General features: G+C 67.8%; 13 protein-coding genes, 2 tRNA genes and 2 pseudogenes. 12 read left to right on the top strand and 5 right to left on the bottom strand.

Annotation, left to right across the window (positions count from 1 at the left end):
• The first annotated feature begins 18 nt into the window (after positions 1–18).
• Positions 19–825: a VOC family protein gene (locus B1A87_RS14875; protein WP_078029936.1), complete on the top strand. Its 807-nt coding sequence runs from the start codon at positions 19–21 to the stop codon at positions 823–825.
• A gap of 80 nt (positions 826–905) precedes the next feature.
• Here B1A87_RS14875 and B1A87_RS14880 read toward each other — a convergent pair.
• A pseudogene (locus B1A87_RS14880) lies at positions 906–2,900 on the bottom strand (FAD/NAD(P)-binding protein).
• Positions 2,901–2,961: 61 nt separating this feature from the next.
• Between B1A87_RS14880 and B1A87_RS14885 the strand changes: the two are divergent.
• The 4 genes and pseudogenes from B1A87_RS14885 to B1A87_RS14900 all read left to right on the top strand — a co-directional run bounded on the left by B1A87_RS14885 (position 2,962) and on the right by B1A87_RS14900 (position 8,811).
• Positions 2,962–5,319, top strand: a pseudogene (locus B1A87_RS14885) (prolyl oligopeptidase family protein).
• 147 nt (positions 5,320–5,466) lie between these two features.
• Positions 5,467–5,554, top strand: a tRNA-Ser gene (locus B1A87_RS14890).
• A gap of 150 nt (positions 5,555–5,704) precedes the next feature.
• Entirely contained in the window at positions 5,705–7,315 is a 1,611-nt protein-coding gene (locus B1A87_RS14895; RefSeq protein ID WP_078029933.1) for an NAD(P)/FAD-dependent oxidoreductase, read from the top strand.
• Positions 7,312–8,811 (top strand): MFS transporter, encoded by a 1,500-nt coding sequence (locus tag B1A87_RS14900; RefSeq protein WP_078029932.1) that lies wholly within the window; start codon positions 7,312–7,314, stop codon positions 8,809–8,811. Before B1A87_RS14895 ends, B1A87_RS14900 begins: the two co-directional genes overlap by 4 nt.
• Here B1A87_RS14900 and B1A87_RS14905 read toward each other — a convergent pair.
• The gene (locus tag B1A87_RS14905; RefSeq protein WP_078029931.1) at positions 8,756–10,960 is read right to left on the bottom strand and encodes an ATP-dependent DNA helicase RecQ; all 2,205 of its coding nucleotides are present in this window, start codon (positions 10,958–10,960) and stop codon (positions 8,756–8,758) included. The two genes, B1A87_RS14900 and B1A87_RS14905, sit on opposite strands and share 56 nt — an antisense overlap.
• A gap of 155 nt (positions 10,961–11,115) precedes the next feature.
• Here B1A87_RS14905 and B1A87_RS14910 point away from each other — a divergent pair, with 155 nt between their 5' ends.
• From B1A87_RS14910 to B1A87_RS14925, 4 genes are all read left to right on the top strand, one after another.
• Positions 11,116–12,534: a phosphomannomutase/phosphoglucomutase gene (locus tag B1A87_RS14910; protein WP_078029930.1), complete on the top strand. Its 1,419-nt coding sequence runs from the start codon at positions 11,116–11,118 to the stop codon at positions 12,532–12,534.
• A 10-nt stretch (positions 12,535–12,544) separates the two neighbouring features.
• A complete protein-coding gene (locus tag B1A87_RS14915) occupies positions 12,545–13,027 on the top strand; it encodes a hypothetical protein (protein WP_078029929.1) in 483 nt (160 codons plus the stop codon).
• A 44-nt stretch (positions 13,028–13,071) separates the two neighbouring features.
• Complete coding sequence (locus B1A87_RS14920; protein WP_078029928.1) at positions 13,072–13,521, top strand: Rrf2 family transcriptional regulator; 450 nt, start codon at positions 13,072–13,074, stop codon at positions 13,519–13,521.
• Between the two features lie 128 nt (positions 13,522–13,649).
• Complete coding sequence (locus tag B1A87_RS14925; RefSeq protein WP_078029927.1) at positions 13,650–14,810, top strand: globin domain-containing protein; 1,161 nt, start codon at positions 13,650–13,652, stop codon at positions 14,808–14,810.
• Between the two features lie 125 nt (positions 14,811–14,935).
• On the opposite strand, the gene B1A87_RS14930 is transcribed toward B1A87_RS14925, so the two are convergent.
• A complete protein-coding gene (locus B1A87_RS14930) occupies positions 14,936–16,762 on the bottom strand; it encodes a phosphoenolpyruvate carboxykinase (GTP) (RefSeq protein ID WP_078029926.1) in 1,827 nt (608 codons plus the stop codon).
• Between the two features lie 279 nt (positions 16,763–17,041).
• Here B1A87_RS14930 and B1A87_RS14935 point away from each other — a divergent pair.
• Positions 17,042–17,115: transfer RNA gene (locus B1A87_RS14935), tRNA-Arg, on the top strand.
• Positions 17,116–17,197: 82 nt separating this feature from the next.
• On the opposite strand, the gene B1A87_RS14940 is transcribed toward B1A87_RS14935, so the two are convergent.
• Positions 17,198–17,926: a FadR/GntR family transcriptional regulator gene (locus tag B1A87_RS14940; protein WP_078029925.1), complete on the bottom strand. Its 729-nt coding sequence runs from the start codon at positions 17,924–17,926 to the stop codon at positions 17,198–17,200.
• A gap of 147 nt (positions 17,927–18,073) precedes the next feature.
• Here B1A87_RS14940 and B1A87_RS14945 point away from each other — a divergent pair, with 147 nt between their 5' ends.
• A complete protein-coding gene (locus B1A87_RS14945) occupies positions 18,074–19,534 on the top strand; it encodes an NAD(P)/FAD-dependent oxidoreductase (RefSeq protein WP_078029924.1) in 1,461 nt (486 codons plus the stop codon).
• Positions 19,535–19,661: 127 nt separating this feature from the next.
• Here B1A87_RS14945 and B1A87_RS14950 read toward each other — a convergent pair whose 3' ends face one another.
• Positions 19,662–20,216, bottom strand: coding sequence for a CGNR zinc finger domain-containing protein (locus B1A87_RS14950; RefSeq protein WP_078029923.1), 555 nt, complete (start codon positions 20,214–20,216; stop codon positions 19,662–19,664).
• 97 nt (positions 20,217–20,313) lie between these two features.
• Here B1A87_RS14950 and B1A87_RS14955 point away from each other — a divergent pair, with 97 nt between their 5' ends.
• Positions 20,314–20,985 (top strand): LysE family translocator, encoded by a 672-nt coding sequence (locus tag B1A87_RS14955; RefSeq protein WP_221937587.1) that lies wholly within the window; start codon positions 20,314–20,316, stop codon positions 20,983–20,985.
• Positions 20,986–21,101: the final 116 nt, after the last annotated feature.

Consider the following 21,101-nt stretch of genomic DNA (forward strand, 5'->3'; position numbering starts at 1 on the left):
CCACAACAGGAGCTGACTATGCCCACCCCTGACATCACGCCCGGCGCACCCTGCTGGATTGACCTGATGACCTCCAACACGGAGACCGCCCGGCAGTTCTATGGCGAACTGTTCGGCTGGGACTTCCAGACCGGGGACCAGGAAAAATACGGCGGTTACATCACCGCCAACAAGAACGGCAAACTGGTCGCCGGAATCATGCAGAAGCAGGAAGAACAGGCGGCCATGCCGGACATGTGGTCCACCTACCTGCGCACCGACGACGCCGCCGCCACGGCTGCCGCTGTCGCGGCCAACGGCGGCCAGGTCTACATGGAACCCATGGATGTTCCCGAACAGGGACACATGGCTTTCTTCGGGGATGCTTCCGGTGCCGCTATCGGCGTCTGGCAGCCCCGCGAAATGCGCGGCTACGAGCTCGTCGCCGAGCCAGGCGCACCTGCCTGGCACGAGCTTCACACCAAGGACTACGCCGCCGCGGTGAAGTTCTATGAGGACGTCTTCGGGTGGAACACCGACGTCATGAGCGACACGCCGGAATTCCGCTACACCACCTTGGGCGCCGGGCGGGAAGCGAAGGCCGGCATCATGGACGCGTCGGGCTACCTCCCCGCCGAAGTCCCGTCCAACTGGCAGGTCTACTTCGCCGTGGAAGACGCCAACTCGTCCATCGAAAAGGCCGTTGGCATGGGTGCAACCCTCGTGGACGGACCTGACGATACGCCGTTCGGACGGCTGGCCACCCTGGCCGATCCCACCGGCGCCAGGTTCAAGATCGTCCAGGACACCGGCCAGGGCGCTGAGGCCCAGGCCACGGGCGCGTGAAGCCCGCCAGGTAGCACAACGTCGCCGGCTGGCTCCGGTACTCCGTCGCGTGGAACGACTACCGGAGATGCCCGCAGGGGCTAGCCCCGGTGTCTGCCGCCGAGGATGGCGCGGGCGATCTCGTCGGCGTCGCGCAGGGGTCCGCTGGCCGCTCGCATAAACGGGCCCGGCCTGCTGGAGCGCCTCGGCGGCGATGGCGGTCCCCACTGCGACGCCGAGAGCTGCAGGCCCAGCACGAAAAGCCGATCGGCAACTACTCCGTTGGCGGCCACGGGGCGGTAGGGATGCGGGCTGACGTCCAGTCCCGAGGCCTGCACCGGCGTGCCTTCCACGGTCATCATGGTCCGCGGGCGCACCAGGCCGTCCGCCAGCAGCTGTTCCAGGAGCGGCGACTCGTTGACGGCCACCCGGTTGGCGGCGCGAGCGCCTCCACCATGGTCCGGGCCTGGGCTGCGTCGTCGTGGACCCACGGCGACGCGGCCGTGAAGGCGCCTTTGCTGCGGTCGAGACCGAACTTGGGGTCCGGCCCGACGAAGCTGACCACGCCGGCGCGGGCAAGGGCCGCCAGCTGCTCCGCCCGGAGGGCAGGCGGTCCGCTGGCGAGGCCCTCCACGAACGACTCAAACCAGCCGCGCAGCCCGGCGACCCACGACTCGTCGGTGATGCCGCCGTCGGCCACCACCGATTTCAGCACGGCACGTCCGTGGTGCAGCGCGCCGATGGCCATCTTGACGGGGTCGTCCTCGCCCAGCGCTGAACGGCGGGCGTCGTCGAGCAGATAGTCGACGACGGCGGCGTCCAGCTCCGCCCGGGAGCCGAAGGACCGGCCCGCCAGCGGCGCCGCGAGGCTGCGCAGGTCCAGCCTGCTGGCGGGACGGACGTGCTCCGCGATGACGGCGTTGAACGTCTCTTCCCACCTGCCCGTGCTGTGGGCGTGCGGATGCAGGGCCTCGTCCAGCTCCGCCAGGAATTTCGCCGGATCCGGCGCCGCACCGGGCTGCGAGCGCACCAGCGTGGAGTAGTAGGCCCAGAGCGCGTCCCGGTGCAGGAGGGGCCAGATGTCGTGGTCGAAGGCCGGGACGATTCCGGCCTTCGCAAACCGCTTCAGTGCACTCTCCGTGCAGTACCTCAGCGTGACCGACGCCGGATAGTAGCCGTCGAGGGTGGCCTTAGAACGGTACGGGGTTCCCCGCCGGGACGCCGCAATTATCAGGGGTTCCTGGCCCGAGGGCAGGTACTCCAGGGTGTCGCCGGCGTCCACGAACTTCCCGCCGCGGCCCTCCGTAAGCTGGCCCATGACGTCGAAGAAGTTCAGCCCCATCCCGCGGACCAGCACCGGTTCCTGCGCGGGGATGACGGACCAGTCGACGTCGGCCGGGACGGCAGGCGGAAGGTAGCGGAGGCCCAGCTGGGCGGCCGCCGCCTGCAGCTGGCGCTGCTCGGGGCTGAGGCGGGACGCCAGATGGCCGAGTGCCAGCACCACATCTAGATGTGTATAAGAGACAGGCGAGGGCCCCGCCGCCGGCCAGGACGACGTCGAACGTTCCGTCCGGCGTCGGGCGCACGGCGGTGGCCGACGTTTCGTGGACGGTGACGGTAACGCGGTCGGGCAGTGCGGCCAGCAGCTCCTCGAACGTGGAGCGCAGGTAGCGCCCGTACAGCGCGCGGCTGGGGAAATCGCGGGACCCCAGCACCGCGAGCTCCGCGAGCTCGTCGTCCGACAGCGAAGGGAGGGGATCCTGCTGCTGGCCGGCCCGCCAGCGGTCGAACGTCGTGCCGGCAACCGGGGCGGCGAGGTCTGGGTCCTCGGGGATGAGGGTGGGGTAAAAGGACTGTGTGTTCATCAGGTACAGCCGCGACTGGCCGGGCTGCCAGACGTGCCCCGGGCCGGCCGGGTAAGGATCGATCACATCGATGTGCAGGCCGGGCGCCGCGGCGTCCGGGCCCGACGACGTGTCCTGGCCGGACCCGGACGGCGCGGCGGCCGCCCAGTTGGCGAGCAGCCGCTCCAGCACGCTGGCACCTCTGGGACCGGCGCCTATCAGTGCCGTTCGGATGCTTTGCGTAGTGACCACGGCATCCAGAGTATCGGCATGTGACTTGCTAGCTGAGCCGGGATGTTGTTTGGATGGGGCGATGACCACCACCGCAGCTGATTCCGCTCCCGCGTCCGGCCCTGTTCCCCCGGGGACCGCACCGGAGCCCACCGACGAAAACATCTGGCTTGAGGACATCTACGGTGAGCAGCAGCTGGCCTGGGTCCGTGAGCAGAATGCCCGCACCGAGGATCTGCTGGAGGACGCGGACTATGCCCGCCTCGAAGGCGAGATCCTCGAGGTGCTCGATTCAACGGACAAGATTGCCATGGTGAACAAGCGCGGCGACTGGTACTACAACTTCTGGAAGGACGCGCAGAACCCGAAGGGGCTCTGGCGCCGGACCACCTGGGAAAGCTACTGCAGCGACGCCCCAGAATGGGAGGTGCTGCTCGATGTGGACGCGCTCGCCGCCGCGGAGGGCGAGGAATGGGTCTTCCACGGAGCGAACTTCCTCCGGCCCGAGCCCGGCCAGCCCTACCGGCGGGCCCTCGTGGCGCTCTCCCCCGACGGCGGCGACGCCAACCGCCACCGCGAATTCGACGTCGAGTCCCTGAGTTTCGTGGAGGCCGCCGCGGGCGGCTTTGACCTGCCGACGGCGAAGGGCAACGCCTCGTGGCTGGATGCGGACACGCTGCTGGTCGCCAGCACCGCCGAAGACCTGCCCCGGACGGCGTCCTCCTACGCCCGTACCGGCGTGAAGCTGCGCCGGGGACAGCGGCTGGCTGACGCGCCGCGGATCTTCGAGATCCCCGAGGACCACATGATGGCGATCGTGGCGCACGACTCCACTCCCGGGTTTGAGCGGACGTTCGCGGTGGATTGGATCGACTTCTTCAACCGGAGCACATCGGTGATGCGGGACGGGTCCTGGGTGCCGGTGGATGTGCCCACCGACGTCAACCTGAGCGCGCACCGGGACTGGCTGCTCTTCCGCCCGCAGGCCGAGTGGACCGCGGACGGCACCAGCTATCCGGCCGGTTCGCTCCTGGCCGCGGACTTTGAGGGTTTCCTCGCCGGCGAGCGCCGGCTGACCGTCCTCTTCACCCCGGACGAGCACACGTCCCTGCAGTCCTGGAGCTGGACCCGGAACTTCCTGCTGCTGAACCTGCTGCGGGACGTCTCATCGGAAATCCGGGTGCTGGACCCTTCACGGCCCGGTTCCGGGGACGGTTCGGTTTCCGGGGACGGTTCGGTTTCCGGCGCGTGGGCCTCCACCTGTCTCTTATACACATCTAGATGTGTATAAGAGACAGTCAATGCCTTTGCCGTGGACGACGAAGATGAGGCCGGCGGGGATGCCGACGGCGGGCGGCACTCCGCCGGACCGGCCGGGGCCGGCGACGACTTCTGGCTCGTAGCCACCGGCTGTCTCTTATACACATCTAGATGTGTATAAGAGACAGCGCTGACGCGCCAGCCTGCCGGCGGCGCCTCCGAAGATCCCGCGGGCGGAAGTCCGGCCGGGGGAAGTCCCGCCGCGGGCGTGGCGAGCAGCCATGCGGTCGTCAAGACATCGCCGTCGTTCTTCAACGAGGACGACTACGAGGTGCAGCAGCACTTCGCGGTATCCGAGGACGGCACGAAAGTGCCGTACTTCCAGGTCGCCGCACGCGGCCTGGTGCTCGACGGGCAGAACCCCACCCAGCTCTCCGGCTACGGCGGCTTCGAGGTCTCGCGGACTCCGGCCTACAGCGGCGCCATCGGACGGGCGTGGCTCGAGCGGCGCACCGGCGGGGCCGCGGGCACTGTCGATGCGGACGGACACCCGGCCCACAGCCGCGGCGGCGTCTACGTGGTGGCGAACATCCGCGGCGGCGGAGAATACGGCCCGTCGTGGCACCGGGCCGCGCTGCAGGAAAAGCGGCACCGGGCCTTCGAGGACTTCGCCGCCGTCGCCAGGCACCTGATTTCCCGGGGCGTCACCTCCCGGGAGCGCCTGGGCTGCGTGGGCGGCTCCAACGGCGGGCTGCTGGTGGGCAACATGCTGACGCGCTACCCCGAACTGTTCGGCGCCGTCTCGTGCGGCGTGCCGCTGCTTGACATGCGCCGGTATACGAAGCTCTCGGCCGGCCACTCGTGGATCGCCGAATACGGTGACCCGGATGTTCCGGAGCACTGGGATTTCATCCGGACGTTCTCGCCGTACCACCTCCTGCACGACGGCGTGGACTATCCGGAGACCTTCATCTGGACGGCCACCTCGGATGACCGCGTGGGCCCAGCGCAGGCCCGCAAGATGGCTGCGCGCATGCTGGCCATGGGCATCCCCAACGTATGGTTCCACGAAGCCCTGGAAGGCGGGCATGCCGGCGCGTCGGACAACAGGCAGGCGGCCGCGCTCCAGAGCCGCAGCCAGCACTTCCTCTGGCGTGCGCTGGCCGGCGGAAGTGCATGATCCGGCCGTCCCAAAGCAACGCGGGGTCACTTCCGGCCCATGTGGGGCCTCCGGATGGGCCAGAAGTGACCCCGCGTTGTTCCAGGCGAGCCGTTTTGCACTGAATGGCCGGTTCTGCGTATCCTTGGTTGGCTAGTAATAGCAATTGGAGACGTGCCAGAGCGGCCGAATGGGCTTCACTGCTAATGAAGTGTGGGGCACAACTCCACCGGGGGTTCAAATCCCCCCGTCTCCGCGTTTGGCCCCGGTCCTCGGACCGGGGCCTTTTGCGTTCCCGGGCGCGTCTTTCCTGGTGCTTCCGTGCGTGGCGTGTCCGTTCGGGTTCGCCCGTCCGGGTTGCGGACGGACAACGCGGACCCGGCCTGTCCGGTGGCAGGATAATCGCATGACTGGCAACGAGGCATACGACGCGATCATCGTGGGCGGCGGGCACAACGGACTGGCGGCCGCCGCCTACCTTGCCAAGGCCGGCCTGCGGGTGCTGGTGCTGGAGAGGCTCGGACACGCCGGCGGCGCCGCCGTTTCCGCCCAGGCGTTCGACGGCGTCGACGCCCGCCTGTCCCGCTACTCCTATTTGGTCAGCCTCCTGCCGCGGCAGATCATCGACGACCTCGGCCTGAACATCCGGCTGGCCCGCCGGCGTTATTCCTCCTACACGCCCGACCCGTCGAACCCTGGCCGCGGCCTCCTCATCGACAACGGCGACGCCGCGGGCACCGCCGCATCGTTCACCGCCATCGGCGCGCCTGCCGGCGAGGCGGAGGCGTTCGACACGTTCTACGGCAACTGCCGCAAACTTACCGAGGCCCTGTGGCCCACCATGCTGTCCCCGCTGCCGACGAGGTCCGAAGCAAGGCGGTTGGCGGAGGCCGCCGGGGCAACAGCCGCGTGGGAGGCGGTGACGGAGCGGCCCGTCGGCGAATCCATCGCCGAGGCGCTGCAGCACGGCCTGGTGCGCGGGGTGGTGCTGACCGACGCCCTGATCGGGACGTTCGCGCGGGCCGGCAGCGAAGACCTGCAGCAGAACATCTGCTTCCTTTACCACCTGATCGGCGGCGGCACCGGCGACTGGGATGTTCCGATCGGCGGCATGGGTTCGGTGTCCGGCGAACTGGAACGGGCCGCCCGGGAAGCAGGAGCCACGGTACTCACCGGCGCGGAAGTGACAGGCATCGACCCCTCGGGAACCGTCACCTACAGGTGCGCGGGCGAGGATCGGGTGGCCGGGGCCAGCTGGGTCCTCGCCAATGTTGCCCCCGCGGTGCTGGCGAGGCTGCGGACGGGCGGGGCGGCCTCCGGCCAGGAGGACCTGCGTCCCAACCACTCGCGCGAGGGGGCGCAGGTCAAGGTGAACTTGCTGCTCAAGAGGCTCCCGCAGCTGCTGGACCAGACGGTCAGCCCGGAAGCGGCCTTCGGCGGCACCTTCCACATCAACGAGACCTGGGACCAGCTTGACCTGGCCTACCGGACCGCGGAGACCGGGGCCATTCCGCGGCCCCTGCCGTGCGAGATCTACTGCCACTCGCTGACGGACCCCACCATCCTGTCGCCGGAGTTGCAGGCTGCCGGGGCACACACCCTGACCGTGTTCGGACTCCACGTCCCCGACCGCCTGATTACGGAAGCGAACAACGAGGGACGCCGCGCCGAGTTGCAGGCGGCCGTGCTCAGCTCCCTCAATTCCGTGCTCGCAGAGCCCATCGAGGACCTGCTCATGACCGCTCCGGACGGGAGCCCCTGCATCGAAACCAAGACCACGCTGGACATCCAGCGGGCGGTCGGCATGCCGCGCGGCAACATCTTCCACGGAGGCCTGGACTGGCCGTTCGTGGACGACGGGGCGCCGCTGGACACCCCGGCCCGCCGCTGGGGCGTGGCCACCGGCGATGACCGCATCCTGCTGTGCGGCTCCGGAGCCCGCCGGGGCGGGGCCGTCAGCGCGATCGGCGGCCACAACGCCGCCATGGCCATTCTGGAACTGGCGAGGGGCTCATGAGCCGGGAACCGTCTTCCCCGCGGTCGGAACCGACAGCGGTGCAGCCGTGGAATCCGCGGCTTGCCCTGCTCGTGGCCGCCACGTTTTTCATGGAATTCCTGGACGGGACCGTGCTGACCACGGCGATCCCCAGCATCGCCGGTGACTTCGGCGTGCCGGCCGCAGGCGTGAACATCACCATGACCGCCTACCTGATGACGGTGGCCATGGGCATCCCGCTCAGCGGCTGGCTGGCCGAACGGCTAGGCGCGCGCCGCGTGTTCTGCCTGGCCATTGCCGTCTTCACTGTTGCTTCCCTGCTCTGCGCGGCGAGCCAGGACCTGACCATGCTGACCCTGAGCCGCGTGCTGCAAGGCCTCGGCGGGGCAATGATGGTCCCCGTGGGCACGCTCGTGGTGCTTCGCGGGACGCCCAAGGCGGAGCTGCTGCGGGCCACCGCCTACCTCGTGTGGCCCGGGCTACTGGCGCCGGTGCTGGCGCCGCTCGTGGGCGGTGTGCTGACCACCTACCTGTCCTGGCACTGGATCTTCCTGATCAACCTCCCGCTCGGCATCGCCGCGTTCCTGGCCGCGCTGCGCCTTGTTCCGCCCGTGGCTGGCGACCGGCACCGCCGGCTGGACTGGGCCGGGCTCGCCCTCACAACCATCGGCGTGGGTGCGCTGGTGGTGGGCCTGGAACTGGCCAGCAGCCACCCGGACGGTCCCTGGACCTGGCCCAGCATCGCGGCGGGGGTCCTGGCCCTGGCCGCGGCCGCCGCCTGGATGCGGCGGGCAGCGCACCCGCTGTTCGACCTGACGGTATTTGGCACGCGGACCTTCCGGGCAACGAACACCGGCGGTTTCATCTACCGGCTGACCATCAGCGCCGTGCCCTTCCTCCTTCCCCTGATGTTCCAGGAAGGCTTCGGGTGGAGCCCGCTGCACGCGGGCATCATGGTGGCGGCGGTGTTCCTCGGGAACATCGGCATCAAGCCGGCCACCACGCCGCTGATCAGGCGCTTCGGCTTCAGGCCGGTGCTGGTCTGCGCCTCACTGGCCTCGGCGGCGACCTTTGTCCTGTGCGCGCTGCTGACTCGGGGAACCCCGGAACCCCTGATCTTTGCGCTCCTCGTGTGCAGCGGCGTCTTCCGCTCCATCGGATTCTCGGCCTACGCATCCGTCCAGTACGCCGATATCCATCCCGGCCAGCTCACATCGGCGAACGCCGTTTCGGCCACGATGGTCCAGCTTGCCACCGGAGCCGGGATCGCCATCGGCGCGCTGCTGGTCCGCGTTTTCGGCTCAGGACCCGTGCTTGCCAGTGGGCTGGGAAGCGTCCTCGGGGCCGCAACGGACGACGGCGGGGTGGCCGCCTACCGGAGCGCGTTCCTGTCCATCGCCCTGCTGATGCTGCTCAGCACCGCAGACAGCCTCATGCTGCACCGGAATGCCGGAGCGGAGGTCAGCCGGCCTGGGCCAGTGCCAGCGGCAGAACCGCCCCGGCGCCGGCCTGCCTGAGGGCACGGCCGGCCACGGTGACAGTCCAGCGGCTGTCCACCAGGTCATCGATGAGCATCACGCTCTGGCCGCCGAAACCGGCAAGGGCCGAACCGAGTTCCTGGCCTACCGAGAGGCGGTCCCAGACGCCGGCCAGGCGGTAGGCGCTGTTGCCGCCGCGGCCGCCCGTGGGGCCGCCGTGCTCCAGCTGCAGCTGCCCGAGGTAGGGGATGCGGCCGATCTCCGAGATGCCCCTGGCCAGCGAGTCCACGAGGGCGGGCCTGCCGCGCGACGGCATGCTCACAATGGCCGCCGGACGCCCCGCCCCGCTCCAGCCCGGAACCCTGGAGTCGCCGGCACCCCATTCGCGCAGCACCTGGACGCAGGCCTGCAGCATGCCGGGATCCACGGTGCGGTCCGGGGCTCCCGCGGCAAAGAGCTCCCGCAGCGCCCCGCCCCAGCCCAGGTCCGTGAGCCTGGCAAGGACGCGGCCGTCGGCGAGGTTCTCTTCGGGTTTGATTTTCCCCTTCACCGGCACTCCAAGCCGGTCCATTCCGCTGGGCCACTGAAGCCGCGGTTCCAGGACGATGCCCGCCCGGCTCAGTGTCTGGCCGGCTGCCTCGGTGGCCGCTGATGCGATGTCCGCGGGGAACCACCGGCCGGCGCAGTTGTCACATCGGCCGCACGCGGAGGCGGTCTCGTCATCCAGCACCGAGGTGATGTATTCCATCCGGCACCCTGCGGTGTCCTGGTAGATGACCATGGAGTCCTGCTCGTCCACGCGCGCTTCCGAAATGCGGCGGTACCGTTCGGCGTCGTAGGTCCAGGGCGTACCCGTGGACCGCCAGCCGCCGCCGACGCGTTCCACGGCGCCGTCCACGGACAGCACCTTTAACAGCAGTTCCAGCGGCGTCCGGCGAAGGTCGACCCGGGCTTCGAGCGCCACGGTGGACACTGCCGATCCGGCCTCCGCCAGGGCGGTCAGCACGGCGGTGGCCTTCTCCTCCGACGGCATGGACGCGGTGGCGAAGTACTGCCAGATCTCGCGGTCCTCGGAGCCGGGAAGCAGCAGGACGTCGGCGTTCGCGGCGCCACGCCCGGCACGGCCCACCTGCTGGTAGTAGGCCACCGGTGAGGAGGGGGCGCCGAGGTGCACCACGAAGCCGAGGTCCGGCTTGTCGAAGCCCATCCCCAGGGCGGAGGTGGCGACGAGCGCCTTCACCTGGTTGTCCTTGAGGAGCTGCTCAGCCCGTTCGCGGTCCGCGGGGTCGGTGCGGCCCGTGTAGGCGAGCACCTCATGGCCTGCCTCGGCGAGCAGCCGGGCCGTGTCCTCGGCCGCTGACACGGTCAGCGTGTAGATGATCCCGCTGCCCGGCAGGTCCGCCAGGTGGGTCAGCAGCCAGGCGAGCCGCTCACGCGAATCCGGCAGCGTGAGCACACCGAGGCGCAGGGACTCCCGGCCCAGGGCGCCGCGGATGGTCAGCACGCCGTCGCCGAGTTGCTCCTCGATGTCGTGGACCACGCGTGAGTTGGCCGTGGCCGTCGTGGCCAGCACCGGAACCGCGTCCGGCAGCTGCGTGATGAGGTCCGCGATGCGGCGGTAGTCCGGCCGGAAGTCGTGGCCCCAGTCGGAAATGCAGTGTGCCTCGTCAATGACCAGCAGCCCGGTGCGGCGGATGAGCTCCGGCAGCTGGTTTTCGCGGAAGCCGGGATTGGTGAGCCGTTCGGGTGAAACGAGGAGTACGTCCACCTGGTCCGCGGCCAGCTGTTCGCGCACGGTGTCCCACTCGAGCTGGTTGGCGGAGTTGATGGCGACGGCCCGGACACCGGCGCGGGCGGCGGCCGCCACCTGGTCGCGCATCAGCGCCAGCAGCGGTGACACGATGAGTGTGGGGCCCGCTCCGCGCCGCCTGAGCAGCAGCGAGGCCACGAAGTAGACCGCCGACTTCCCCCAGCCCGTCCGCTGCACCACCAAGGCACGGCGGCCGGCGTCGACCAGGGCCTCAATAGCCTCGAACTGGCCGTCGTGGAAGTCGGCTTCCGGGTGGCCTACCAGCTCCCGCAGCACCTCCAGGGCCTGGGCCCGGGTCGCCGAGACTGCCCCCTGTTCCGTGCGGGGCGGAAGGCTGGAAGCGGACGGAAGAACTGCAGCGTGCTGGTTATTGGCCATTGATTCAGTATCCCAGCCGCCTCTGACACTCCCAAGCCGCGGATCCGCCTATGTGGACAAGCCCCGGTCCGGAACGGATACGGACCGCAACCCGCCGCCGCTTCCATTTCCCCGGTTTCGCGGGCCACACCCCGCTTCCCCGTAAGATAAATCCCGTGACTAGCGACCAGACCCGTACTTTTGACCTTTCGGCTTCGTTCAAGGCGTATGACGTCCGCGGCATCGTGGGCGACTCCATCACCGCTGAAATCGTCGAAGCGGTCGGGGCCGCCTTCGTCGACGTGCTGGGTCTGGAAGGCCAGACCGTCCTGGTCGGCGGCGACATGCGGCCCTCCTCCCCCGAGTTCAGCAAGGCCTTTGCCAACGGCGCGGCGACGCGCGGAGCCGACGTCCAGCTGCTGGACCTGATCTCCACGGACGAGCTGTACTACGCGTGCGGCGCCCTGAACGCCGCCGGGGCCACGTTCACGGCAAGCCACAACCCCGCAGAATACAACGGCATCAAGATGGCCAAGGCCGGAGCCGTTCCCATCTCCTCGGAAACGGGGCTCAAGGAAATCCAGGCCCTCGCCGAGCAGTACCTGAACACGGGCAGCATCCCCGTCGCCGAAACCCGCGGGCAGATCGGCGTGCAGGACGTCCTGAAGGGCTACGCCGAATACTTGCGCCAGCTCGTGGACCTCTCGGGTTCCCGCCCCCTGAAGGTGGTGGTGGACGCCGGCAACGGCATGGCCGGACTCACCACGCCCGCGGTGCTCGGCGACACCCTGCTGCCGAAGCTCCCCTTTGACATCATTCCCCTGTACTTCGAGCTGGACGGTTCCTTCCCGAACCACCCGGCCAACCCCCTGGAGCCGGAGAACCTGCGCGACCTCCAGGCCGCCGTCGTCGAACACGGTGCAGACATCGGGCTCGCCTTCGACGGCGACGCCGACCGCTGCTTCGTCATCGATGAAAACGGTGACGCCGTGTCGCCGTCGGCCATCACCGGCATGGTGGCCCGCCGCGAGATCGCACGGGCCAAGGCCCAGGGCGAAGAGACGCCCACCATCATCCACAACCTGCTGACGTCCCGGGCCGTGCCCGAACTCGTCGCGCAGGACGGCGGCCGCGCCGTCCGCACCCGCGTGGGCCACTCCTTCATCAAGGCCGTCATGGCCAAGGAAGGCGCCGTCTTCGGCGGCGAGCACTCTGCCCACTTCTACTTCCGGGACTTCTGGAACGCGGACACCGGAATGCTCGCGGCCATGCACGTGCTGGCCGCCCTGGGCGAACAGGACGGCCCGCTCTCGGAGCTCGGCCGCGAGTACGAGCCCTACATCTCCTCCGGCGAAATCAACTCCGAGATCGAGGACAAGGCCGGCGCCGTGGAGCGGGTCCGCGCCGATTTTGCGAACGACGACGTTGACGTCGACCACCTGGACGGCAGCACCTTCACGGCCACGGACGGAAGCTACTGGTTCAACCTGCGCCCCTCCAACACGGAGCCGTTCCTGCGCCTGAATGCTGAAGCCACGGACCAGGCCACCATGGAACGCGTGCGCGACCGCGTGCTGGCCCTGGTCCGCCGGTAGGACCGCGCAGATGGCAGAGTCCCCTTCCTCGCCGGCCGAGTCGTCGTGGCGCACGTCCGTGCCGGAATCCACCGCCACGGACCTGGAAAATCTCCTGGGCACCGGCATGGGCGCCGCCCAGGAGCAGCTTGAGCGCAACGGCGGCTTCCTGCCCTTCGCGCTGGTGGTGGAGAACGACGGCGAGGTCCGGCTTGTCGCCGTCTCGCCGGCTGATGCGGCCTCGGGGTCGGATGACGAGTTCGACGCCGATGAGATGATCAGCGACCTCACCGAACTGCTGCGCCAGAACCGGGAAGACTTCCGGGCGGCGGCGATAGTCTGCGACATCACTTTGGTCGAGGAAGGCTCGGACGCCATTCACGTGGCCACCGAGCACCGCGACGGAGCCGTGTTCGCTGCAGTCCTTCCCTACGCGGCGAACACGGCCACCCGTGAATGGGACTTCGGCGAACTGGCCGCGGACACCAACGAACCAGCCATCTGGGTGGACTAGACCGGATGGTCCCGTCCTTTGGCGCGGGTCATTAAGCTGGTGACATGAAAATCAACGCCTTCGCGGACGTCAGCCTGCGCGCCCTCATGGTGCTGGCTGCCGCGCCGGACGGTGATCTGCTCACCACGCAGAGCGTGGCGGACGCCGTCGGCACACCCTACAACCACGTCAGCAAGGCCATGGCCAAGCTGCGCCTGCTGGGCCTGATCGACGTCGAGCGCGGACGCAACGGCGGGTCAAGGCTCAACGCGGCCGGCCGGGTCATTACCGTCGGCAAGGTCCTGCGGCAGCTCGACACCCGGACGGACGCCGCGGAGTGCGTCTCCCCGAGCGGCGATTGCCCGCTGATCAAGGAGTGCCGGCTTCGGGGTGCGCTTGCCCGGGCCCGGGAAGCCTTCTACCGCGAACTGGATGAGGTGGTGGTGGCCGAGCTGCCCGGTTCCGGCCAGATGGCGCCCGTATTCCAGGCGATCCGCCAGCGCCCCGGACTCTAACCCGCTTCCGCCTGGTTTGGTATTTATTTCTACAAGGTGTAGAACTTGGGTATGGATATTGGCATTTTAAATGCAAGTATCCGACCGCGGTCCGGACGAAGCCCCGGGCCACTACCTCAGGAGTCAGCATGCTCTCGGACAAATCCTTCCCCGTCATCGAGGCCACCCTGCCGCTGGTCGGTTCCCGGATCGGGGAGATCACGCCCAAGTTCTACGCCCGCCTCTTCGCCGCCCACCCCGAACTGCTGGACGGGCTTTTCAGCCGCTCCAACCAGCGCAACGGCAACCAGCAGCAGGCCCTGGCCGGAAGCATCGCCGCTTTCGCCACCCACCTGGTGAACAACCCCGGCACACTGCCGGAGACCGTACTGGCCCGCATCGCCCACCGCCATGCCTCCCTTGGCATCACCGAACCTCAGTACCAGGTGGTCTATGAGCACCTCTTCGCCGCCATTGCGGAAGACCTTGCCGAGGTCATCACCCCGGAAATCGCCGAAGCCTGGACCGAGGTCTACTGGCTCATGGCAGACGCCCTGATCAAGCTAGAGAAGGGCCTCTACGCAGCACAGGCCAACGGCAAAATGTGGACCCCCTGGACAGTCGCCGCCAAGACCCCGGCCGGCACCGGCTCCATGACCTTCACCCTGGAACCGGCCGACGACACCCCCGTCACCGCGGCCCTCCCCGGCCAGTACGTCAGCGTCAAGATCACCCTTCCGGACGGACTCCGCCAGGTCCGCCAGTACTCCCTCTCCGGCGACACCGGCACCAGCCGCAGCTTCACCACCAAGCTCGACGACGGCGGCGAGGTCTCCCCCGTCCTGCACAACAAAATAGCCGTGGGCGATGTCATCGAAATCTCCAACCCCTACGGCGAAATCACGCTCCGGGACGGCGACGGCCCCGTGGTCCTGGCCTCGGCCGGCATCGGCTGCACGCCCACGGCGTCCATCCTGCGCTCCCTGGCCGAGTCCGGCTCGGACCGCCAGGTCCTGGTGCTGCACGCCGAAAGCACGCTGGACAGCTGGGCCCTGCGCGGCCAGATGACGGACGACGTCGACCGCCTCGAAGGTGCCGACCTCCAGCTCTGGCTCGAGGAGCCGCAGGCCGGTTCCAAGTCCGGCTTCATGTCCCTGCGCGAAGTGGACCTGCCCGCCAATGCGTCGCTGTACCTCTGCGGGCCGCTGCCGTTCATGAAGCACATCCGCAACGAGGCCATCAATGCGGGCATCCCCGCCACCAAGATCCACTACGAGGTCTTCGGCCCGGACATCTGGCTCGCTTCATAACCGCAGCAGCGCGAACGGACACTTGGGCACCGGGGCTTAAGTGTCCGTTCGCGCAACGCACGACGGCGGCCCCGCACCTTCCAGCGAAAGGTGCGGGGCCGCCGTCGTACTGTATGGCAGGCGGTCTAGGCCAGGCGGGCCTTCAACCCGTCAAGCTCAGCCTGGAGCGCCTCGGGCAGCGAACTGCCGAAGTTGGCGAACCATTCCTCGATCGAAGCGAGCTCGGTCTTCCACTCCTCGGGGTCGACGCGCACTGCCGCTTCCACCTGGGCGGGGGTCATGTCCAGGCCGGTCAGGTCGATGGACTCGCCGGTCGGCACGAAGCCGATGGGTGTCTCCACGGCGTCGGCCTTGCCTTCGAGGCGTTCGATGGCCCATTTGAGGACGCGTGCGTTGTCCCCGAAGCCCGGCCAGGCGAAGCCGCCCTCGGCCGTGCGGCGGAACCAGTTCACCAGGAAGATCTTGGGCAGACGCTCCGGGTTGGCCTTGGCGGACAGGTTAACCCAGTGGTTCAGGTAGTCCCCTGCGTCGTAGCCGATGAACGGGAGCATGGCCATCGGATCGCGGCGCACGACGCCAACGGCGCCCGCGGCGGCGGCCGTGGTCTCCGAGGAAAGCGTCGAGCCCATGAAGATGCCGTTGGACCAGTCACGCGCCTGGGTGACCAGCGGGATGGTGGTCTTGCGGCGGCCGCCGAAGAGGATCGCGGACAGCTCTACGCCATTGGGGCTGTGGTATTCCTCGGCCAGCATGTCGATCTGGTCGATCGGCGTGCAGAAGCGGGAGTTCGGGTGGGCCGCCGGCTTGTCGGAGTCGGAGGTCCAGGAGTTGCCCTGCCAGTCGGTGAGGTGAGCAGGCACTTCCTCAGTCATGCCCTCCCACCACACGCCGCCGTCGTCGGTTATTGCGACGTTGGTGAAGATGCTGTTGCCCTTGGCGATGGCGCGCATCGCGTTCGGGTTGGTTCCCCAGCCGGTGCCGGGAGCGACGCCGAACAGGCCCGCTTCAGGGTTGACGGCGCGGAGTTCGCCTTCCTTGCCGAAGCGCATCCAGGTGATGTCGTCCCCGAGGGTCTCCACCTTCCAGCCTTCGATGGTGGGATCCAGCAGGGCCAGGTTGGTCTTGCCGCAGGCGGACGGGAACGCCGCGGAGACGTAGTAGGTCTTCTGTTCCGGCGAGGTGAGCTTGAGGATCAGCATGTGCTCGGCCAGCCAGCCCTCATCGTGCGCCATGACGGAGGCGATGCGCAGGGCGTAGCACTTCTTGCCGAGCAGGGCGTTTCCGCCGTAGCCCGATCCGAAGGACCAGATGGACCGTTCCTCGGGGAAGTGAACGATCCACTTGTCCGGGTTGCACGGCCACGGAACGTCGGCCTGGCCGGCCTCCAGCGGGGCACCCAGGGAGTGCAGGGCCGGGACAAAGAACGCGTTCGTCTCAGTGATCCGGTTCAGGACGTCCGTGCCGATGCGGGCCATGATGCGCATGGATGCCACAACGTAGGCGCTGTCAGTGATCTCGACACCGAACTTGGGATCCTCGGCGTCGAGGTGGCCCATGACGAACGGGATGACGTACATGGTGCGGCCGCGCATGGAGCCGGAGAACAGCCCGCGCAGCTTCTCCTTCATCTCGGCCGGAGCCATCCAGTTGTTGGTGAAGCCGGCGTCGTGCTCCTTTTCGGAGCAGATGAACGTCTGCTCTTCAACGCGGGCGACGTCAGCGGGGTCTGAGAACGCGGCGAAGGAGTTCGGGAAGAGCTCCTGGTTCAGCCGCTTCAGCGTGCCCGCGGCGACCAGTTCGTCGGTCAGGCGGGTGTTTTCTTCCTCGGAGCCGTCGACCCAATGAATCCGGTCCGGCTGGGTCAGCCCAGCGACCTCTTCAACCCACGCCAGGAGGCCGGCATGTGTGGTGGGTGCTTTCTCAAGCAGCGGCAGTCGCGCCAGATGGCCCATTATGGTTCCCTTCGTCGGGTTCAGCGGTGTGAGCTAAATGCTATTTCTGTTCACCTGGCCCATTTCATAGTCAGACATCGGATGTCCGCCCCTTCGGCGAGCAAATTCCGCGGAAAATCAAGGATCCGGGATTGAGAAATCTTGAAATTAGTGACGAAGGTCACATAGACCGGTCTAGTTACGGAGATTACACAGTTCTCGATTTGGAACTGGGGCGGACCTCGCGTAAAGTTATTCGAGGTTCGGGCCGAGCGAAGAGTTCGGCAGGAACCGGAAGATGCGCCCATAGCTCAGCTGGATAGAGCGTCTGTCTACGGAACAGAAGGTCAGGGGTTCGAATCCCTTTGGGCGCACAGAGAGAAGATCCGCACCGGATACCCGGTGCGGATCTTCTGCTTTAAGCCGGGATCGTCGGCAGCCTGCGCGGGTGGTGCGTCAGTTTGTGACGGCGTCCGAAATCCGGCGGCGGATGCCGTCGAAGTGACGGGTCAGCTCCTGGGCGGCACGCGCCTTGTCACCGGCCGCCACGGCCGCGTAGACGTTCCGGTGCAGCGCAGCCACCGCGGCCAGGTCCTCGGCCCCGGCACCGATCTCGGTGTGGATCTTGCGGTAGACCTTCCAGAAGACACCCAGCAGGTTGAGCAGGAGCTCGTTGTTCAGGGGTGCAAAGAGCTTGCTGTGGAAGTCATAATCGGCGTCGACGAAGGGCTCGCCCGCCGCCGCCAGTTCCTCCATCCGGACCACCGATTCCTCGATGGCGGCCAGCTGCTCAGCCGTAATCAGGTCCATCGAGCTGCCGATGAGGCCCGATTCCAGGGCCTGGCGCACGTCCACGAGCTGCAGCGCCTCCAGCCCGTGGTGCCGCAGGGACAGCCTGGCACGGAAAATGAGGCCGTCGGCCAATGCCTCGAAATTGCTGGGCGCCACGAACATTCCGAAGCCGTGGCGGATCTCGATGACGCCCAGGGCCTGCAGGACCTTCAGCGATTCCCGCAGCGTGTTCCGGCCTACGCCCAGGGCGATGCACAGTTCGTTTTCCGTGGGCAGCGCATCGCCGGCTTCGAGTTCGCGGTCCAGGATGAGGTCCATGATGTCCGACTGCAGGGCGCGAAGGCGGGCCTGGGCGCTGAACCTCGCCGGCGGAACGTTATTAGAGGACGGCATCGGAACTCCTTTGTTGCGCTACGTCCCCACACCGTAGCGGATGTCCCATGTCCCCTGAACGGGACGGCGCATTGTTACGGACCCGGGCGGCAGCGGTCGGCATGTCTGCCCCGGAAACGATGCAGGCCCCCGGCGTAGGCTGTTGCCATGACGCCACATGTTGTTGAACGGGAATTCGATGTCATTGTGATCGGCGCCGGCGCCGCAGGTGAAAACGCCGCAGACCGGGTCGTCCAGGGCGGCCTGACCGCCGTATTGGTGGAGGCCGAACTGGTGGGCGGCGAATGCTCCTACTGGGCCTGCATGCCGTCCAAGGCCCTGCTCCGTCCCGGCACGGCGCTCCACGGTGCCCAGACGGTCCCCGGGGCCAGCGAGGCGGTCACCCGGACCCTCGACGCCGCGGCCGTCCTGAAAAGCCGCGACAGCTTCACCTCCAAGTGGCAGGACGACAGCCAAGTCGCATGGGTGGAGGAGTCCGGCATTGAGCTGGTCCGCGGGCATGGCTGGATCACCGCGCCGCGGGCCGTGGAAGTCGCCGGCCTGGACGGCAACTCGTACGTGCTGACGGCGCGTCACGCCGTCGTCCTGGCGAACGGCTCCACGCCTGACCGGCCGCCCATCGACGGACTTGCCGAGGTTCCCTATTGGGGAACCCGCGAGGCAACGTCAGCCAAGGAAATTCCGGAACGGCTCGCCGTCCTGGGCGGGGGCGTCGCCGGAACGGAGCTCGCCCAGGCCTTTGCCCGCCTCGGATCGGCCGTGACGCTGGTGGCGCGCAGCGGCCTCCTGCGGAACTTTCCCGCGGAGGCCGCGAAGCTCGTTGCCGCCGGGCTCCGCGCCGACGGGGTGGAAATCCGCCTGGACACCAAGACGCAGAGCGTCCGCGAAAACGGGGACGGCTCCCTGACCCTGACGCTCGACGGCGGCGAAACTGTTTCGGTGGACAAGCTGCTGGTCTCGACGGGCAGGCACCCGGCACTGGAGGGGCTCGGCCTGGAGAGCGTGGGGCTCGCAGCCGCCGACGGAAAGGCCTTAAGGCTGAGCACGGACACCACCGGCCTGGTGCAAGGCGCCGCCGGCAGTGACGACGGACCGTGGCTCTATGCGGTGGGGGACGCAGCCGGCAAGGCCCTGCTCACGCACCAAGGCAAGTACGAGGCCCGCGCCACCGGCGCCGCCATCGCGGCCCGCGCCAAAGGTGAGCTGAAGGGCGAGCCCGCGGACTGGAGCCGCTATGCGCAGACGGCAGACGACCATGCCGTTCCCAATGTGGTGTTCACGGACCCGGAGCTGGCGAATGTCGGCCGGTCCGTGGAACAGGCCCGGAAGGACGGCTACAACGTGTCGTCCGTGGAACTGCCCATCGCCGTTGCCGGCTCGTCACTGCACGCCAAGAACTACGAGGGCTGGGCGCAGCTCGTGATCGACGAGGACCGTAAGGTCCTGCTCGGCGCCACCTTTGCCGGCCCCGACATCGCCGAGCTGCTGCACGCGGCGACCATCGCGGTCGTCGGCGGGGTGCCCCTCGACCGGCTCTGGCACGCCGTCCCCTCCTACCCCACCATCAGCGAAGTCTGGCTCCGGCTCCTGGAGAAGTACGGTCTCTGACCGGCGCCGTTGTGAACCGAGCGGACGACGGCGGATACCGCCGGCTAAGCAGGAGCTGCTCTTCGGAGAGTCTGCCCTTTAGCCCCCTGCACGGGACACTTCATCGGATACCCGTGAGGGAGCCGGCTTACGACACATTGCGGCCTAGCTTCGCGCGGGCGCGGTGTTTGCGGACGTTGTCACGGTTTGCGCAGCGCACGGAGCAGTAGCGCTGGCGACCGTTGCGGGTGACATCGACCACGACTGCCCTGCAGGGATCGCCGGATGAACTCCCTGCGGCGCATCGGCTGAGTCTGTGAGCGCCGCGAGTGCTGAGGTGCAGTGCAGTTCCGACACTGATCACGGCGAGCAATACCTGCGGAAGGGCCTGGTCGGGGTCGCGGTAGTGAAGATGCCATCCTTCACCGTCGTGATCGGTGAGGCGCGGATAGGCGGCGGCAGCAGCCATCTGGGCGTTCAACAGAGCGGCCCTGTTCTGCGGATCGCTTTCATCGACGACTGAGAGCCACGCGTCAATGACGTCGCGGGTTTGCTCATGATCGTCTCCGGCGGGGGGCTTGTAGTCCATCGTCATACCGAACTCGCGAGTCCGCTGCACGAGACCGTCCCTGTCGGTTGGCCAAGCGTTGGCCAGCGAGGCGGCGAGGAGTACCGCGTACTCACCGTAAGGGTTGAGATGCATAAGGCTATTACATCATTGTTGGAGTCATGACGATTCTTCCTTGGGCTGCCGATCCGCAGACACGATATTTGCAACCAGCGAGCAGGACGGTGCGCTCATGATCGCGGGGACAGACTTCGGAACGGGGGTCTCGATGGCAGCGGCAAGCGGGATGGCTCTAACGGCACTCGGCATGGTGCTCACGCCGGGCCCGAACATGGTCTACCTGGTCTCGCGCAGTGTGAGTCAAGGGCCGGTGGCGGGAATGATTTCTCTCGCAGGCACCTGTGCTGGCTTCCTCGTCTACATGACGATGGCGAACCTCGGGCTCGCGATGGTGTTCGTCGCGGTGCCGTGGCTCTATGCCGGAATGAAGGCCGCAGGAGTCCTCTACTTGGCCTACCTCGCGTGGCAGGCACTCAAGCCCGGCGGTCGGGGCGTCTTCGACGTTCGCGCACTCTCTCGCGATTCCGCCCGGAAGCTCTTCCGCACGGGGCTCCTCACGAATCTGCTGAACCCAAAAACGGCCGTGATGTATCTTGCGCTGATTCCGCAGTTCATCGATGCGGGCCGGGGAGGAACAATTGTCCAGGGCTTCTCCCTCGGAGCGATCCAGATTGCCATGAGCATGCTTGTGAACGCGCTGATCGTCCTCGGCGCCGGGGCGATCTCTGCATTCCTCTCCGCCAGGCCGAGCTGGACGAAGTGGCAGCGACGCGTCACCGGTTCAGCGCTCGGCCTAGTAGCGGTCCTCCTCGCGCGGGAGGTACCAGAAAGGGCGCGCATATAGCGAGCCTGAGGATGCGAGTTCGCCGCGCCAGCATGCCCGCACTGCCGGCGCGGCCAGCCCTAGCGTGCCCTCACCCCCGCCGTCGTTCTCTTCGCTCGCTTTTTGGATGACTGATG

It is taken from the genome of Arthrobacter sp. KBS0703, from assembly GCF_002008315.2.
GTDB lineage: Bacteria > Actinomycetota > Actinomycetes > Actinomycetales > Micrococcaceae > Arthrobacter.